Annotated in this window: 14 protein-coding genes; 5 read left to right on the top strand and 9 right to left on the bottom strand. The window is 68.2% G+C overall.

Translation table 11 applies throughout. The features are described 5' to 3' along the window. Positions 1-436: 436 nt before the first annotated feature. The 3 genes from MYA_RS11920 to glpD all read right to left on the bottom strand — a co-directional run bounded on the left by MYA_RS11920 (position 437) and on the right by glpD (position 4,390). Positions 437-1,153: an MIP/aquaporin family protein gene (locus MYA_RS11920; RefSeq protein WP_011885954.1), complete on the bottom strand. Its 717-nt coding sequence runs from the start codon at positions 1,151-1,153 to the stop codon at positions 437-439. 92 nt (positions 1,154-1,245) lie between these two features. Beyond that, the gene (gene glpK, locus MYA_RS11915) at positions 1,246-2,748 is read right to left on the bottom strand and encodes a glycerol kinase GlpK (protein WP_011885953.1); all 1,503 of its coding nucleotides are present in this window, start codon (positions 2,746-2,748) and stop codon (positions 1,246-1,248) included. Between the two features lie 118 nt (positions 2,749-2,866). Further along, positions 2,867-4,390, bottom strand: a complete 1,524-nt coding sequence (glpD, locus tag MYA_RS11910; RefSeq protein ID WP_011885952.1) for a glycerol-3-phosphate dehydrogenase — start codon at positions 4,388-4,390, stop codon at positions 2,867-2,869. Positions 4,391-4,551: 161 nt separating this feature from the next. On the opposite strand from glpD, the gene MYA_RS11905 reads away from it, so the two are divergent. Beyond that, positions 4,552-4,920 carry a hypothetical protein gene (locus MYA_RS11905; protein ID WP_011885951.1) on the top strand — a complete coding sequence of 123 codons (369 nt, stop codon included), beginning with the start codon at positions 4,552-4,554 and terminating at the stop codon, positions 4,918-4,920. Positions 4,921-5,018: 98 nt separating this feature from the next. Here the strand turns inward: MYA_RS11905 and MYA_RS11900 are convergent, their stop codons facing one another. Continuing rightward, positions 5,019-5,216: a hypothetical protein gene (locus MYA_RS11900; protein ID WP_011885950.1), complete on the bottom strand. Its 198-nt coding sequence runs from the start codon at positions 5,214-5,216 to the stop codon at positions 5,019-5,021. 300 nt (positions 5,217-5,516) lie between these two features. Next, entirely contained in the window at positions 5,517-6,296 is a 780-nt protein-coding gene (locus MYA_RS11895; protein ID WP_011885949.1) for a DeoR/GlpR family DNA-binding transcription regulator, read from the bottom strand. A gap of 301 nt (positions 6,297-6,597) precedes the next feature. On the opposite strand from MYA_RS11895, the gene MYA_RS11890 reads away from it, so the two are divergent. The 3 genes from MYA_RS11890 to MYA_RS11880 all read left to right on the top strand — a co-directional run bounded on the left by MYA_RS11890 (position 6,598) and on the right by MYA_RS11880 (position 9,985). Beyond that, positions 6,598-8,238 carry a gamma-glutamyltransferase family protein gene (locus tag MYA_RS11890; protein ID WP_014723596.1) on the top strand — a complete coding sequence of 547 codons (1,641 nt, stop codon included), beginning with the start codon at positions 6,598-6,600 and terminating at the stop codon, positions 8,236-8,238. 342 nt (positions 8,239-8,580) lie between these two features. Next, on the top strand, positions 8,581-9,408 hold the full coding sequence (locus MYA_RS11885; protein ID WP_034192713.1) for a ferritin-like domain-containing protein: 828 nt from the start codon (positions 8,581-8,583) through the stop codon (positions 9,406-9,408). A gap of 67 nt (positions 9,409-9,475) precedes the next feature. Further along, positions 9,476-9,985 (top strand): hypothetical protein, encoded by a 510-nt coding sequence (locus MYA_RS11880; protein ID WP_034192685.1) that lies wholly within the window; start codon positions 9,476-9,478, stop codon positions 9,983-9,985. Here the strand turns inward: MYA_RS11880 and MYA_RS11875 are convergent. The 3 genes from MYA_RS11875 to MYA_RS11865 form a co-directional block, all read right to left on the bottom strand. Beyond that, entirely contained in the window at positions 9,979-11,439 is a 1,461-nt protein-coding gene (locus MYA_RS11875; protein WP_011885945.1) for a DEAD/DEAH box helicase, read from the bottom strand. The genes MYA_RS11880 and MYA_RS11875 overlap by 7 nt on opposite strands. 129 nt (positions 11,440-11,568) lie before the next feature. Next, the gene (locus MYA_RS11870) at positions 11,569-12,867 is read right to left on the bottom strand and encodes a c-type cytochrome (protein ID WP_014723593.1); all 1,299 of its coding nucleotides are present in this window, start codon (positions 12,865-12,867) and stop codon (positions 11,569-11,571) included. A gap of 19 nt (positions 12,868-12,886) precedes the next feature. Then, a complete protein-coding gene (locus tag MYA_RS11865) occupies positions 12,887-13,651 on the bottom strand; it encodes a c-type cytochrome (RefSeq protein ID WP_034192684.1) in 765 nt (254 codons plus the stop codon). 374 nt (positions 13,652-14,025) lie between these two features. On the opposite strand from MYA_RS11865, the gene MYA_RS11860 reads away from it, so the two are divergent. Beyond that, entirely contained in the window at positions 14,026-14,961 is a 936-nt protein-coding gene (locus tag MYA_RS11860; protein ID WP_014723592.1) for a copper resistance D family protein, read from the top strand. Positions 14,962-15,087: 126 nt separating this feature from the next. On the opposite strand, the gene dgoD is transcribed toward MYA_RS11860, so the two are convergent. Further along, positions 15,088-16,236: a galactonate dehydratase gene (dgoD, locus tag MYA_RS11855; protein ID WP_011885941.1), complete on the bottom strand. Its 1,149-nt coding sequence runs from the start codon at positions 16,234-16,236 to the stop codon at positions 15,088-15,090. Between the last annotated feature and the right edge of the window lie 103 nt (positions 16,237-16,339).

The raw sequence follows: 16,339 nt of genomic DNA, 5'->3' as shown, positions 1-16,339 counted from the left end.
GACAGATTCGGCTTCGGTGCAGATGATTGGCGACTGCGGCGAGCGGCGTCGGCTGGGTGCCGGCATGCGGGGGCGGGCCTGGCGTCGCTGCGCATGCGAGGCCGCCGTGGCGCGACGCGGCTCGCCCTCGCAATGCCGGGCGCGAGGCAGGCCAGATTCGGCTTCGAGGTAGATGAACGGCTGCCGCGGCGGGTGGCTTCGGCCGGGTGTCGGCATGCGTGAACGGGATGCGCGTTGACGAGCATGCGGAACCGCCGTGACGCGACGCGGTTCGCCACCGGCGATGCTGGCCGCAGGCAGCGGCGGCAGCAGCGGGCGTCACCGGCGCACTGCGCCGTGACGCCGCGTGAGGAGTTCATGAAGCGCGCGACGGCGGCCGCCGCGCGCCGTTTCGAAACCGCCAACCGCCAACCGCCAACCGCCGCCGCCGCCGCGCTCAGGCCATCGCGTGCAGGCGCAGATACAGGCCGGCAGCCGCGGCGCCGCCGAGCAGCGGGCCGATCACCGGCACCCACGCGTAGCGCCAGTCGCTGTCGCGCTTGCCGGGAATCGGCAGCAGCGCGTGCATGATGCGCGGCGACAGGTCGCGCGCCGGGCTCATCGCATAGCCGGTCGGGCCGCCGAGCGAGATGCCGATGCCGAGCACCAGCAGGCCGACGGGCAGCGCGTCGAGCGCGCCGAGGCCGACCTGCGGCGACGCAAGGTACAGCACGCCGAGGATCAGCACGAACGTGCAGATCGCTTCGGTCAGCACGTTGTGCGTGGTGCTGCGGATCGCGGGCGCCGTGCAGAACACCGCGAGCTTCAGGTCCGCGTCGGCTTCGTTCGCGAAGTGCTGGCGATACGCGAGCCATACGAGCAGCGCGCCGGCCATCCCGCCGAGCATCTGCGCGATGACGTAGCCGGCGACCTTCGACCACGCGAACTTGCCCGCCAGCGCGAGACTGATCGTGACGATCGGATTCAGGTGCGCGCCGCTGAACGACGCGGTCACGTAGACGGCGACGAACACCGCCATCGCCCAGCCCATCACGATGACGATCAGGTCCGCGCCTTTGCCCTTGGTCTTCGCAAGCAGCACGTTTGCGACCGCGCCGTTGCCGAGCAGCACGAGGATCGCCGTGCCGATGAATTCCGCAATATAAGGTGACATGTTGTCTCTCTTGGAGTGCGGCGGACTCGCGCATTGCGCGGCCCGCCGGTGTTGTTGTATTTCGTTTGGACGTGTTGCGGCCAGCGCCGCGCTTACTGCGTGTCGTCGGCCCACGCCTTGGCCGCGCGCACCGCGCGCTGCCAGCCGGCCATGCACTGCTTGACCTGCTCCTTCGGCATCGACGGCGAGAAGCGGCGATCGAGCTGCCACTGGCTGCGCACTTCGTCGAGGTTCTTCCAGTAGCCGATCGCGAGGCCCGCGAGGTAGGCCGCGCCGAGCGCGGTCGTCTCGGTGATCTGCGGACGCACCGCGTCGACGCCGAGCAGATCGGCCTGGAACTGCATCAGCAGGTTGTTCGCGCTCGCGCCGCCGTCGACGCGCAGCTCGCCGATGCTGATCCCCGAGTCGGCTTCCATCGCGGCCAGCACGTCGAGCGACTGATACGCGATCGCGTCGAGCGCCGCGCGCGCGAGATGGGCGGACGTCGTGCCGCGCGTGACGCCGAACACCGAGCCGCGCGCGCGGGCATTCCAGTGCGGCGCGCCGAGGCCCGCGAACGCCGGCACCAGATAGACGCCGTCGGTATGCGGCACGCGCGCGGCCAGCGCTTCGATTTCGGCGGCCGTCTTGATGATGCCCATCCCGTCGCGCAGCCATTGCACGACCGCGCCCGCGATGAAGATGCTGCCTTCGAGCGCGTACTGCACGTCGTCGCCGATCTGCCAGGCGATCGTCGTGACGAGGTTGTTCCTCGACTCGATCGGCTTGTCGCCGGTGTTCATCATCAGGAAGCAGCCGGTGCCGTAGGTGTTCTTGACCATGCCCGAGGTCGTGCACATCTGGCCGAACAGCGCCGCGTGCTGGTCGCCCGCGATGCCCGCGAGCGGAATCTTCGACGCGAACACCGTCGTCTTCGTATGGCCGTAGATTTCCGACGAAGCCTTCACTTCCGGCAGCATGCTGCGCGGGATGTCGAGCAGCTCGAGCAGCTCGCTGTCCCACTCGCGCGTGTGAATGTTGAACAGCATCGTGCGCGATGCGTTCGTCACGTCGGTGACGTGCAGCTCGTGCTTCGTGAAGTTCCACACGAGCCAGCTGTCGACCGTGCCGAACGCGAGCTTGCCCTGGCGCGCCTTGTCGCGCGCGCCCGGCACGTTGTCGAGAATCCAGCGGATCTTGGTCGCGGAGAAGTACGAGTCGATCGGCAGGCCGGTCTTCGCGCGCACCTTCGCCTCGAGGCCCTGCTGCTTGAGCGAATCGCAGAAGTCGGCGGTGCGGCGGTCCTGCCACACGATCGCGTTGTAGACCGGCTGGCCGGTTTCGCGATCCCAGACGATGGTCGTCTCGCGCTGGTTGGTGATGCCGATCGCCGCGATCGACGTGCCGTTCAGGCCCGTGCGCGTGACGGCTTCGGCGGCGACGCCGGCTTGCGTCGACCAGATTTCCTGCGGGTCGTGCTCGACCCAGCCGGGTTGCGGGTAGATCTGTTCGAATTCCTTCTGGGCGATCGAAACGATGTTGCCCTGGCGATCGAACAGCATTGCGCGGGAGCTCGTCGTGCCCTGGTCAAGCGCGAGGATGTACTGGTCCTGCATGTCTCTCATCTCCATCCGTGGATCGGCGTAGTTGTGATGCGCGCCGCATATTACGCGGCGCGTCGGTGAATCGACATCGGTAAGGCCACTGCAAATGCAAACTGCAACTGCAAACGGGTCAGGCGTGCGGCGCGTGTGCGGCGGTGAACCACGCGTCGAGCGCGGCCGTCACCGCGTCGAGCGTGCCGGGCGCGACGTGCAGGCCGAGCTTCGAGCGGCGCCACAGCACGTCCTGCGCGCAGGTGGCCCACTCGACGTCGCGCAGATAGCGCAGCTCCGCGTCGAACAGGCCCGGTGCGACTTCGGCGCCGAGCTCGGCGAGCGACTGCGCGCCGTCGAGCATGCGCTCCGCGCGTGTGCCGTACGCGCGCGCATAGCGGCGCGCGAGCGCGGCGGGCAGCCACGGGTGGCGTGTCGCGAACGCATCGGCGAACGCGTCGAACTTCGCGCCGGGGATGTCGCCGCCGGGCAGCGGCGCGCCGGCCGTCCACGTCGGCGCGTCGCGGCCGAGCGCGCGGCACAGCATGTCGCCGGCTTCCTCCGCGAGCTTGCGGAAGGTCGTGATCTTGCCGCCGAACACCGACAGCAGCGGCGCGCCGGCGCCGTCGTCCATCTCGAGCCGGTAGTCGCGCGTGACGGCCGACGCGTTCGCCGCGTTTTCGTCTTCGAGCAGCGGGCGCACGCCCGAATAGGTCCAGTGCACGTCGGCCGGCGAGATCTTGCGTTTGAAATAGCGATTGATCGACTCGCACAGATACTGCGTCTCGTCGCGATCGATCGCGACCTTCGCGGGATCGCTCGTGTATTCGACGTCGGTCGTGCCGATCAGCGTGAAGTCGTGTTCGTACGGAATCGCGAAGATGATCCGCTTGTCCGGATTCTGGAAGATGTACGCGTGGTCGTGCTCGAACAGGCGGCGCGTGATGATGTGGCTGCCCTTCACGAGCCGCACGCTGTGATGCGCGCCGCGGCCCAGCGCGCCGTGCAGCACCTCGCCGACCCACGGGCCGGCCGCGTTCGCGACCGCGCGGGCGTGGACGACGCGCATCGAGCCGTCGGCAAGCTGGAGCCGCGCTTCCCATGCGTCGCCGACGCGCTGCGCCGACACGAGCTTGGTGCGCGTGAGGATCTCGGCGCCGCGCTCCTGCGCGTCGAGCGCGTTCAGCACCACGAGACGCGCGTCGTCGACCCAGCCGTCCGAATAGACGAAGCCGCGCTTGATCGAGTCGATCAGCGGCGCGCCGGCCGCGTGGCGGCGCATGTCGATGCCGCGCGAGCCGGGCAGCAGTTCGCGTTTCGCGAGGTGATCGTAGAGAAACAGGCCGACGCGGATCAGCCACGCCGGCCGCAGGTTCGGCATGTGCGGCATCACGAAGCGCAGCGGCCACATGATGTGCGGCGCCGCGCGCAGCAGCGTTTCACGCTCTTGCAGCGCCTTGCGGACGAGGCCGAACTCGTTGTATTCGAGGTAGCGCAGGCCGCCGTGAATCAGCTTCGTGCTGCACGACGACGTGTGCGACGCCAGATCGTCCTGCTCGCAAAGCAGCACCGACAGGCCGCGGCCCGCCGCATCGCGCGCGATGCCGGCGCCGTTGATGCCGCCGCCGACGACGAGCAGATCGTAGCGATTCGGTTGTGTCACCTGCTGTCCTTATCGTCTGATGGAAATTGGCGAACATGAAATGTTCGGATTCGAAATTTAACGAACGGAATCGAAAAAGTAAAGTTCGAAAAAGCGGGCCAGTGGCGCGCGGCGCGACCGCGGGCGATACTGACGCAATCGACCGTTTCGCGAGGTGAATCATGCGTATTGGGATGTGGGCGGGCGCGTGCGCCGTGTTGCTGGCGGGGTGCGGCGTCGGTGTGCCGCCGCTGGCGGGCAACTGGCGCGCGCCGTCGTTCGTCGACCTGGAGACGAGCTGCGGCGGCGCCGCGCGCGATTGGGGCGACGACGCGGTGCCGGTCTATTCGACGCTGTACGACGCGTACGTGGCGAAACGCTATCGGGGGCTGACGGAAACGAACTATTGTGCGTTCGTAAACGAACTTTCAGCGCGCTACGCGGCGCCGAACTCGGCGCAGCGTGCCGCGTGGATCGCGTATTTCAACGGCGCACGCGCGCAGGCCATCAGTTGGCGCGCGGCGGTCGATCCGACGCTGCGCGGCGGCTGACGCGCGAACGCACGAAGGGCGGCAGGGAGGCGGAAAGCGGCGCGGCCGGGAATCCGGCCGGCGCGCGGGTCATCTGGAACGGCGGTGCGGCGGGCGCTTCATGAATAGCGGTATTTGATGGATCGCAGCGCGGCGTCGCCGGTTTCGGTCACGCAATATCGGCGTCCCGATCCCAGGCCTTCCAGCCGGACGAGTTGCTGTTCGAGCAGCGCGTCGAGTTCATCGCGCTCCATGTCGCCCTGGTCGGGGGCGTCCTTCACAAGCAATAGCGTGGCGAATTCATGCGGACTCAGCATCGTTCTCTCCATGGCAACCGGTCTGCCCGCGCGGCCGGCGTGAACGCCGGTGCGCGATACCCCGCGGGTAGGGCTTGGGGGGAAAAGCTGCATTCGCCGGCCGGGATGTCGCATACGCGCTGCCAGGAGCGGATCGTGCGACGGGCCGGGGAACTGGAGTCTAGTCGAGCGTGCGGGCAACGACAAATCGTGCCCCGTTAATTTTCCGTTTGACACAGGCGCGCCCCGCAAGCGGTTCGGCCGGCGCGCGAACTTCTTGATTTCACTTGAAGTTTCGCGTGCGGTGCAGCATCGCGGCGGTCATTCGGCGACGTACACCTGGGTGCCGGCGGCGGCCACCGTGTCGGTCATCTCGGGCGGCAGCGGCTTGTCGGTGAACAGCGCGTGCACCTGGCTCAGGTGCCCCTGGCGCACCAGCGCGGGACGGCCGACCTTCGAATGATCGGCGACCAGGTAGACGGTGCGCGCATGCTGCATGATCGCCTCGGCCACGCGCACCTCACGCGTGTCGAAGTCGCGCAGCGTGCCGTCGGCCTCGATCGCCGACGTGCCGATGATCGCGTAGTCGACCTTGAACTGGCGGATGAAGTCGATCGCGAGCTCGCCGACGATCCCCTTGTCCCACGGCCGCACGATGCCGCCCGTGATCAGCACCTCGCAGTCGGGGTATCCGCTCATCATCGACGCGACGTTCAAGTTGTTCGTGATCACGTGCAGGCCGTGATGGCGATTCAGCGCGCGCGCGACTTCCTCGGTCGTCGTGCCGAGGTTGATGAACAGCGATGCCTGATCGGGGATGTGCGACGCGGCCAGCGCCGCGATGCGCCGCTTCTCGTCGTGGAACATCCGCTGGCGCGCAGTGTAGGAGACGTTCTCCGAGCTGGTCGGCAGGCTCGCGCCGCCGTGGTAGCGGCGCAGCAGGTTCAGGTCGGCGAGCCAGTTCACGTCGCGGCGGATCGTCTGCGGCGTGACCGCGAAGTGCGACGCGAGATCGTCGACCGTCACGAAGCCGTCGCGCTGCACCCATTCGAGCAATTCCTGCTGGCGCGCGTTGAGGGTGAGGCGGGGATCTCGGGTCATGGCTCGGCGGTCGAATCGTGGTGCGGACCGGATATTGTAAGGGCGCGAACCGCGTTCGCAGCGGCCGGCGGCGCGCCACGCCCGCGGATACAGTTCGCAGGTGCATGATTTCATGTCGCAAATGAATTTGCGCGAGCACGCGGATCGCGCTGCAATGACGGACCGTTCGCGCGCGGGGCGGGGAGCTCGAGTGCGGGCCGGAACGGCGCTGGAACGGCTCGCGAGCGGAGTCCGAGCCCGAGCCGAGGCCGAACCCCGCGCCCCGCGCGCTCATCCCAGCTTCCAACGAGGTGGAACCGACATGACAGGCTTCGACTGGCACAACCCGTATCCGACGACCCGCATCCCCGTATTCGCGCGCAACGTCGTGTCGACGTCGCATCCGCTCGCCGCGCAGGCCGGGCTGCGGATGCTGTGGAAGGGCGGCAACGCCGTCGATGCGGCGCTGGCCGCCGCGGCCGCGATCACGGTGGTCGAGCCGGTGTCGTGCGGGCTCGGCGGCGACGCGTTCGCGCTCGTATGGGACGGCGAGCGGCTGTCCGGCCTGAACGCGTCGGGCGTCGCGCCGGCGGCGTGGAATCCCGACTACTTCCGCCGGCGTCACGGCGAGGACGCGCACGGCATCGCCAAGCAGCCGACGCGCGGCTGGGACACCGTCACGGTGCCGGGCGTGATCGCCGGCTGGGAAGCGCTGCACGCGAAGTTCGGCTCGCTGCCGTTCGCCGATCTGCTCGAACCGGCGATCGAGCTCGCGGAGCGCGGCTATTCGGTGTCGCCGATCGTCGCGCACAAATGGGCGGCCGCCGTGCCCGAGCTGCACGCGCTGCCGGGCTTCGCCCAGACCTTCATGCCGCGCGGGCGCGCGCCGCTCGTCGGCGAGCGCATGTGCCTGCCGGGCCATGCGCAGACGCTGCGCACGCTCGCCCACGACGGGCCGCGCGCGTTCTACGAAGGCGCGCTCGCCGCGCGGCTCGCGGCGTTCGCGCGCGAAGGCGGCGGCGCGCTGACCGAGGCCGACCTGCGCGCGTACCGGCCGGAATGGGTCGAGCCGATCGGCAAGCGCTTCGGTCGCCATACGGTCCACGAGATTCCGCCGAACGGGCAGGGCATCGCCGCGCTGATCGCGCTCGGCATCGCGGAGCACGTGGGCGTGACCGACTGGCCCGTCGATTCGGCCGATTCGCAGCATCTGCAGATCGAGGCGATGAAGCTCGCGTTCGCGGACGTCTATCGCTACGTCGCCGACCCGCGCGCGATGGACGTGACGCCGGCCGAGATGCTCGACGACGCGTATCTCGCCGAACGCGCGAAGCTGATCGACCGCACGCGGGCGACGCACTTCGCGGCCGGCCGCCCGCATTCGGGCGGCACGATCTACCTGTCGGCGGCGGACGAGCGCGGGATGATGGTGAGCTTCATTCAGTCCAACTACATGGGCTTCGGGTCGGGGCTCGTCGTGCCCGGCACGGGCATTGCGCTGCAGAACCGCGGGCACGGCTTCTCGATGGATCCGCGCTCGCCGAACGTGGTCGCGGGCGGCAAGCGGCCGTTCCATACGATCATCCCGGCGTTCGTCACCGAGCAGGTCGACGGGCGCACCGAGGCGGTGATGAGCTTCGGCGTGATGGGCGGCGACATGCAGCCGCAAGGCCATCTGCAGACCATCGTGCGGATGCTCGGCTACCACCAGCAGCCGCAGGCCGCGTGCTGCGCGCCGCGCTGGAAGGTCAACCGCGACTTCACGCTCGACGTCGAGGCGACGATGAACCGGCAGACCGTCGACGCGCTCGCCGCGCGCGGCCATACGATCAAGTCGGTCGACGATCCTTACATGGATTTCGGCTCCGGGCAGTTCGTCTGGCGCCTCGATCCCGACGATCCCGAGCGCGGCTACGTGGCCGCGAGCGACAGCCGCCGCGACGGCCTCGCCGCCGGTTTCTGACGGAACGCTTCCAGTCGGCGGCGGCGCCGATCCGAGGGCGATCGGCAAAACAGCCAACCAGCCGACCAGCCGACCAGCCGACCAGCCGGCTTGACGTGGCGCATGTCGTGGCACGTGCGGGGTTCGAAGAACCCGTCTAACGAAGCGCAACATGGCGGGTGGAACTGCGCGCGCCGGGTACGGTCAGTGGTTGAAGCACGAACATAAATCTCCGGCTAAGATGCCAGGATGGTTCGGCCGGACCAAGTCACTATAAATGCAAGCAAAACGTCGCCTGCGGGCGCCGGGCCGGTGCCGAAGGGAAGGGCCGGCGCGCCGCGCGACGACTGGGAGCGCAACACCATGCCTACTGAAACGACGCATGTCATGCCGTGGCGTATCGAGGACATCGATCTGAACCGGATCGATCGTCAGCGTGCCGCCGCGAACGAGGATCTGCTGCTGCTGTTGTGCGCGTCGTCGTTCATCGAAAGCGGCTCGGATCTCTACACGAGCAATCTGAGCGAGTTCTTCAACGACGATCCGGAAGTATCCGCGTGGCTCAACAGTGCGTGGGAGCACGAAGAATTGCAGCACGGGCGCGCGCTGAAGGCGTACATCGCGCACGTGTGGCCCGAGTTCGACTGGGATACCGCGTTCGCGAATTTCTTCGCCGAGTATTCGAAGACCTGCTCGGTCGACGCGTTCGAGAAAACCCGCGCGCTCGAGATGGTCGCGCGCTGCGTCGTCGAGACGGGCACGGCCACGCTCTATCGCGCGATCAACGAATGCTCGGACGAGCCCGTGCTGAAGGAAATCACCGACAACATCCGCTCGGACGAAGTGCGCCACTACAAGCACTTCTTCAAGTTCTTCAAGAAGTACAACAAGCTCGAAGGAAACGGCCGGCTCGCGGTGCTCGGTGCGCTGATGCGCCGCGTGATGGAGATCAAGAACGAGGACTCCGAGATCGCGCTGCGCCACGTGTTCGCGGTGCGCTATCCCGATCGCGTCGGCGACGATCAGTACAACCGCGAGCGCGCCGCACGCATCAGCTCGCTCGTGCGGCGCAATCTGTCGGCCGACATGTGCGTGAAGATGCTGCTCAAGCCGCTCGACCTGCCCGCGAAGATCCAGCCGAGCGTCCACTATCCGCTCACCAAGATCACGCGGCACGTGTTCATGCGCTGAGCCCCCGGCGCGGCCCGTCGCGCGTATGCTGTCGCCTCGTGTTTCGCTTTCCACCGGGCCCGCCATCATGACCGATACCCATCGCCACGCGCTCGAACAATGGACGTTCGACGCGTGGCCACCGGCCGTCGTCTCGCTGTTCGACGGCACCGCGCTCGAGCGCCATGCCGACGTTGCGGCGTCGCTGCTCGTCGCGACCGACGACGGCCAGCTGCGCACGACGCTGCTGAGCGCGGGCGAGATCTTCGCACGCGACGCACACACGCTGCTGCTCGCGCTATGGCCGCAATCGCGTGCGGCGCGCGCGCTCGCGCAGCGGCGCGCGGCCGCGCTGACGCTCGTCGCCGACGGCGCGTTCTTTCAGGCACAACTGAGTATCGAACCGCTCGACGCGGATGTCGGCGGCTTGCGCGGATTCGCTGCGACGATCGCACACGGCGATGCGCAGCGGGTCGGCTATGCGCGTCTCGCGACGGGTGTCACGTTCGCGCTGGAAGGGGAGACGCGCGCCGAGGTGCTCGCGCGCTGGCAACGCCAGATCGAGCACCTGCGGCGCGCGGCCGCGCGGCTTCAGTGACCGCGCTGGCCGCTGCGCGACGAACGGTTGCGGTTCGGGTGCGCGGCATTGCCGTTGGCGGGACGTGCGCCGTTGCCGCCGCCGGCCGGGCGGCCGCCGCCGTTGGCGTTACCGCTCGCACCGCCGGCCGCGCGCGGCTTGGCCGCCTTCGCGGCCTTCGGCTGCGCGTTGGCGTCGCGCTTCGCGCCGGCCTGGCCTGAGCCGCCCGCACGCGGCTGACGATTCCCACCGCCGCCGCCACCGCCGCCACCGTTGCCGCCGCCGCGCGGCTGCTGGCCGCGACGCTGCTGGATCGGCTCCGGCTTGACGTTCGGATCGGGTTCGAAGCCCGCGATCACTTCCTGCGGAATCTCGCGCTTGATCAGCCGCTCGATGTCGCGCAGCAACTGCTTCTCGTCGACGCACACCAGCGACACCGCTTCGCCGGTCGCGCCCGCGCGGCCCGTGCGGCCGATGCGGTGCACGTAGTCTTCCGGCACGTTCGGCAGGTCGAAGTTGACGACGTGCGGCAACTGGTCGATGTCGATCCCGCGCGCGGCGATGTCGGTCGCGACGAGCACCTGCAGCGTGTTGTTCTTGAACTCGGCCAGCGCGCGCGTGCGGGCCGACTGGCTCTTGTTGCCGTGGATCGCCATCGCGCTGATGCCGTCCTTCGTCAACTGCTCGGCGAGCCGGTTCGCGCCGTGCTTGGTGCGCGTGAACACGAGCACCTGGAACCAGTTGTGCTCGCGGATCAGATGCGTGAGCAGCTCGCGCTTGCGATCGCGATCGACCGGGTGGATCTTCTGCGCGACGGTTTCCGCGGTCGTGTTGCGGCGTGCGACTTCGATCAGCGCCGGCGAATCGAGCAGGCTGTCGGCGAGCGCCTTGATCTCGTCGGAGAAGGTCGCCGAGAACAGCAGGTTCTGACGCCGCGGCGGCAGCTTCGCGAGCACGCGCTTGATGTCGTGGATGAAGCCCATGTCGAGCATCCGGTCCGCTTCGTCGAGCACGAGGATGTCGAGATCCGACAGGTCGATCGTCTTCTGCTGCATGTGGTCGAGCAGACGGCCCGGCGTCGCGACGACGATGTCGACGCCGCGCTTGAGCGCGTCGATCTGCGGATTGATGCTGACGCCGCCGAACATCACGGTCGAGCGCAGCTTCACGTACTTGCTGTACGCGCGCACGCTTTCCTCGACCTGGGCGGCGAGTTCGCGCGTCGGCGTGAGGATCAGCGCGCGCACCGCACGCTTCGCGCCGCGATGCTCGGTGTAGAAGGTATGCAGCCGCTGCAGGATCGGCAGCGTGAAGCCGGCGGTCTTGCCGGTGCCGGTTTGTGCGCCGGCGAGCAGGTCGCCGCCGCCGAGGACGGCGGGGATCGCCTGCTGCTGGATCGGGGTCGGCGACGTGTAGCCGAGCTCGTTGACCGCCTTGACGAGCGGTTCGGCCAGGCCGAGAGATTCGAAAGACATAGATACCACTCTTGAGTTTTATGATCGGCGACGCCTCGCGCGGCCAGCGCGGGGAAGTGACGTCGCCAAAAGCAAAGGGGCGCGGCTGCGGTTTCCCGCAGCCGCGCCCCCGTCTGTGTCGCGCGTTATTTAGTCAAGCGGCGCGGAACGCAGGTCGCTCACCTGTTGCGGCGAGATCGGCGTACCGTTGTTGCCCCACGACATCCGGATATACGTGACGACCGCCGCGACTTCCTGGTTCGACAGCGATTGCGCGAACGGCGGCATCCCGTACGGACGCGGATTCTTGAACGTGCTCGGCGGATAGCCGCCATTCAGCACCATGCGGATCGGGTTGACTGCCGATTCCATCACGATCGAATGGTTGCCCGCGAGCGGCGGATAGGCCGGCGGCTTGCCCGCGCCGTTTTCGGCGTGGCAGGTCGCGCAGTTGTCGGCGTAGATCTTCTTGCCCTGGTCGAACAGCGCGTTGCCGAACTGCTTCGACGGCTCGTATTGCATGTTCTTCGGCGCTTCGGCCTTCTGCGGGATCGACTTCAGGTACGTCGACATCGCGCGCGTATCTTCGTCGGTCATGTACTGAAGGCTGTTGTGCACGACGTCGGCCATCGGGCCGAACACCGCGCCCTGGTGCGACACGCCGGCCTGCAGCAGGTCGGACAGCTCCTGCACGTGCCAGTCGCCGAGGCCGAGTTCCTTGTCGTTCGTCAGCGACGGCGCGTACCAGTTCTGCAGCGGGATCAGGCCGCCGGCGAACGCCGCGGAGTTCACCGGGCCGCCCATCATGTTGATCGACGTGTGGCACATCGAGCAGTGGCCGAGGCCTTCGACGAGGTAGGCGCCGCGATTCCATTCGACCGACTTGGTCGGATCCGGCTTGTATTCGCCTTCCTTGAAGAACAGCGTGCGCCAGCCGATCAGCAGGTTGCGGTTGTTGAACGGGAACTTCAGTTCGTGCGGACGGCTCGGTACCGACACCGGCGCGACCGAGCGCAGGTACGCGTAGATCGCGTCCGAATCGGCACGCGTGACCTTCGTGTAGCTCGCGAACGGGAAGCCGGGGTAGAGCAGGCTGCCGTCCTTCGAACGGCCGGTGTGCATCGCGCGATAGAAGTCGTCCGACGTCCACTTGCCGATGCCGTCCTTGTCGTCCGGCGTGATGTTCGGCGTGTACATCGTGCCGAACGGCGTCGCCATCGGCAGGCCGCCGGCGAACGGCTTGCCGCCGCGCACCGTGTGGCACGCGATACAGTCGCCGACGCGCGCGAGGTATTCGCCCTTCTTGATCAGCGCGGCCTGGTCGGCCGGCGTTGCGGCGACGGCGGCAGCGCCGTGCAGCGTATCGTTGCCGGGCCACAGGACGGGCACGAGAGCGGCAGCCGCGACGATCGCGACGGCCGAGAGTGCAAACAGGGACTTGCGTTTCATTGTGTCTGTCTCCCTTGCCTTATTGCGGTTCGCTGCCGCAGGCGAGCGGAGTCTTCATCGAACGCGCCGGAGCCGGCACGGGGTTGGCGGGCGCCGGTTGTGCGGCGAGCCACGCGGTCACGGCCGTCACGTCTTCGTCGGACAGCTTCGACGCGATCTCGTGCATGCAGTCGGGCGCCTTCGCGCGACGGTTGCCCGAGCGCCATGCGCCGAGCTGTGCGCTCAGGTAATCGGCGTGCAGACCGACGAGACCCGGGATCGCCGGCTGCATGCCGGTCAGGCCCGCGCCGTGGCAGGCCACGCAGGCCGGCAGCTTGCGCGACGGATCGCCTTGCATCACGAGTTGCTTGCCGCGCGCGAGCGTGGCGGCCGGCAGCGTCGGCTTGGCCGGCGTCGGATACGGCGGACGCTCGGCCGAGAAGTGCTCGGCGATCTCTTTCAAGTAGTCGTCGTTCAGGTACGTCAGCAGGTAGTTCATCGGCGGGTACTTGCGCCGGCCGTCACGGAAGTTGACGAGCTGGTTGTACAGGTACTCGGCCGGCTTGCCGGCAAGCCGCGGGAAGTAGTCGTTGTCGGTGCCCTGGCCGTGGACGCCGTGGCATGCGGTACAGCCGCGCACGCGCTCGGCCATCGTATCGGGTGCCTTGAGCGGCGCCTGCTGCGCGTGCGCTTGCTCCGTGGGCTTGGTCTGCGCTTGGGCAGCGCTCGTAAGGCCCGCGCCGCCGATCAACAGAACGGCGAGCAGCGGACGGAAGAGGCGTCTTGAAGACACACGAGACTCCATGTTTATTCGTCGGGGACCTGTCCGGGCTACGATCGGCTCGGCGCATGGACGGCAGGACAGCCGGGCTGCTGCGACGCGGCATTCTATCACCGATGGGTAATGACGGCTATTTGGCAAAAGGACGTCGGTTCCTGCCTGTTTGCGACTTGCGACAATTTGACGCGCTTTATATGGTCGCAGTCTGAACCGGCGTGCGCGTTGGCCGTCGAAGACCGTACACTCGCGGGTCGCGCGGCGCCGCCTCCGCCGCTGATCCAGTCATTTCTCCCGTTTCCGGATTCATCGATGACGTTCGTTACCGTGCCGTTGCCGTCTTCTCCCTGTCGTTGCATTCGCAGCCGTATCGCCCGCAGCCCGTTTCGCGGAGGTCGCGCATGACGAGGTTCGACAGTCTGTGGATCGGGCAGGTCGCGCTGGCGGCGTTGATGGACGCGACCTTCGCGATGGCGGCCGGCTCGGCGCTGCTCAAGGCGTGGCTCGGCAAGGACGGCGCGCGGCCGGTCGTCGCGCCGTCGCACCCCGCATGGCTGCGCGCGCAACATTCGCTCGTCGCGGCCGCGCTGGCGCTCGTGCTCGCCGATCTCGGCTGGCTGCTGTACGAGGCCGCGTCGATGAGCGGCACGGGGCTCGGCGGCGCATTCGGCGCGCTGCCGAAGGTGCTCGCGCAGACCCACGTCGGCTTCGCGTGGAGCGTGGCGTTCGCGGGCGCCGTCGTGCTGGCGATCGTCGCGCTTGCCAAACCGGACGGCCCGCTCGCGCACGCGGTGCTGTGGCTCGCCGTCATCGCGATCGCGGCCGGCAAGGCGTCGCTCGGCCATGCGGCCGACACGGGCGCGCTGTCGGCGGCGGTCGGCGTGCAGACGCTGCATCTGCTCGCGACCGCGGTGTGGGGCGGCCTCGTGCTGGCGGGCGGGCTCGCGGTGCTGCCGACGCTCGGCTCGTCGGTCGCGCGCGGCGCGCTGATCCGGATCGGCCAGCAGCTGTCGCGCACGTCGACGATCGCGGTGGTGTTCGTGCTCGGCACCGGCGTGCTCAACGCGCTGCGCGGGCTCGGCGGCTCGCTCGCGCCGCTCGACGGCAGCACGTGGGGGCGCGTGCTGCTGCTCAAGCTGCTGCTGGTCGCGCTCGCGCTGGTGCTCGGCGGCCTGAACCGCTTCTCCGCGTTGCCGCGGCTGCGCCGCACCGCGTCGACCGAAGACGCGCATACGTTCCGCAACATCCTGCATCTCGAGGCGCTGCTGATGATCGGCGTGTTCGTCGCGGCCGCGGTGCTGTCGTTCAGCGTGCCGGGCTTTGCGGCGCTGGGCTGACCGCAGTTCGGCGCAGCGGCGCGCGCGGCCCGCGCACGGCGCAGATGCAACGACGGCCGCCCGTTCGGGCGGCCGTCTCGCATGCGGCTCGCGGCGGGCGCACCGCGCCGCGAGTGCCGCCTTGCTTCACCACTCGGCGACGCTGCCGTCGCTGTGGCGCCATACCGGGTTGCGCCAGCGGTGGCCCGTCTTCGCCATTTCGCGCACCTTCTCCTCGTTGACGTCGATGCCGAGCCCCGGCCCTTGCGGGATCGCGACGAAGCCGTCGTCGTAGCGGAACACCTCGGGATTGCGCAGATAGTCGAGCAGGTCGTTGCCCTGGTTGTAATGGATGCCGAGGCTCTGTTCCTGGATGAACGCGTTGTAGCTGACCGCATCGAGCTGCAGGCACGCGGCCAGCGCGATCGGGCCGAGCGGGCAGTGCAGCGCGAGCGCGACGTCGTAGCTTTCCGCGAGCGTCGCGATCTTGCGGCACTCGGTGATGCCGCCCGCGTGCGACGCGTCGGGCTGGATGATGTCGACGTAACCGCCCGCGAGGATGTGCTTGAAGTCCCAGCGCGAGTAGAGCCGCTCGCCGAGCGCGATCGGCGTGTTGGTCTGGTTCACGATGTCGCGCAGCGCTTCGGCGTTCTCCGACAGCACCGGCTCCTCGATGAACATCAGCTTGTACGGATCCAGCTCCTTCGCGAGCACCTTCGCCATCGGCTTGTGCACGCGGCCGTGGAAGTCGACGCCGATCCCGACGTGCGGGCCGACCGCGTCGCGCACCGCCGCGACGTTCGCGATCACCTGCTCGACCTTGTCGTAGGTGTCGACGATCTGCAGCTCCTCCGAGCCGTTCATCTTCACCGCCTTGAAGCCGCGCTCGACGACCGCGCGCGCGTTGTTCGCGACGTCGCTCGGGCGGTCGCCGCCGATCCACGAGTACACCTTGATGCGCTCGCGCACCTGGCCGCCGAGCAGCGCGTGCACGGGCACGCCGTGATGCTTGCCCTTGATGTCCCACAGCGCCTGATCGACGCCGGCGATCGCGCTCATCGTGATCGGGCCGCCGCGGTAGAACCCGGCGCGATACATCACCTGCCAGTGATCCTCGATCAGCAGCGGGTCCTTGCCGATCAGGTAATCGGCGAGTTCCTGCACCGCGGCCTCGACCGTGTGCGCGCGTCCTTCGACGATCGGCTCGCCCCAGCCGACGATCCCTTCGTCGGTTTCGATCTTGAGGAACAGCCAGCGCGGCGGGACGACGAAGGTTTCGAGGCGGGTGATTTTCATGTCGCGAGTCTCCGAAGGAGGCCGGCGCGCCGTGCGATTGCGGTGCCGGCCGAATACATGACGGTGATCCTAGCGTAGCGTGCTAAAAAATAGTATTAATAGC

The sequence above is a fragment of the Burkholderia sp. KJ006 genome (assembly GCF_000262695.1).
GTDB classification, from domain to species: domain Bacteria; phylum Pseudomonadota; class Gammaproteobacteria; order Burkholderiales; family Burkholderiaceae; genus Burkholderia; species Burkholderia vietnamiensis.
This window is presented reverse-complemented; position numbering and strand designations above follow the sequence as displayed.

Excerpts from the sequence above, each read along its gene's own strand:
- MYA_RS11885 (WP_034192713.1), top strand. The coding sequence starts at position 8,581 with ATGCCTACTGAAACGACGCATGTCATGCCGTGGCGTATCGAGGACATC.
- MYA_RS11875 (WP_011885945.1), bottom strand. The coding sequence starts at position 11,439 with ATGTCTTTCGAATCTCTCGGCCTGGCCGAACCGCTCGTCAAGGCGGTC.
- MYA_RS11865 (WP_034192684.1), bottom strand. The coding sequence starts at position 13,651 with ATGGAGTCTCGTGTGTCTTCAAGACGCCTCTTCCGTCCGCTGCTCGCC.
- MYA_RS11900 (WP_011885950.1), bottom strand. The coding sequence starts at position 5,216 with ATGCTGAGTCCGCATGAATTCGCCACGCTATTGCTTGTGAAGGACGCC.
- glpK (WP_011885953.1), bottom strand. The coding sequence starts at position 2,748 with ATGCAGGACCAGTACATCCTCGCGCTTGACCAGGGCACGACGAGCTCC.
- MYA_RS11870 (WP_014723593.1), bottom strand. The coding sequence starts at position 12,867 with ATGAAACGCAAGTCCCTGTTTGCACTCTCGGCCGTCGCGATCGTCGCG.
- MYA_RS11920 (WP_011885954.1), bottom strand. The coding sequence starts at position 1,153 with ATGTCACCTTATATTGCGGAATTCATCGGCACGGCGATCCTCGTGCTG.
- dgoD (WP_011885941.1), bottom strand. The coding sequence starts at position 16,236 with ATGAAAATCACCCGCCTCGAAACCTTCGTCGTCCCGCCGCGCTGGCTG.
- MYA_RS11880 (WP_034192685.1), top strand. The coding sequence starts at position 9,476 with ATGACCGATACCCATCGCCACGCGCTCGAACAATGGACGTTCGACGCG.
- MYA_RS11890 (WP_014723596.1), top strand. The coding sequence starts at position 6,598 with ATGACAGGCTTCGACTGGCACAACCCGTATCCGACGACCCGCATCCCC.
- MYA_RS11905 (WP_011885951.1), top strand. The coding sequence starts at position 4,552 with ATGCGTATTGGGATGTGGGCGGGCGCGTGCGCCGTGTTGCTGGCGGGG.
- MYA_RS11895 (WP_011885949.1), bottom strand. The coding sequence starts at position 6,296 with ATGACCCGAGATCCCCGCCTCACCCTCAACGCGCGCCAGCAGGAATTG.
- MYA_RS11860 (WP_014723592.1), top strand. The coding sequence starts at position 14,026 with ATGACGAGGTTCGACAGTCTGTGGATCGGGCAGGTCGCGCTGGCGGCG.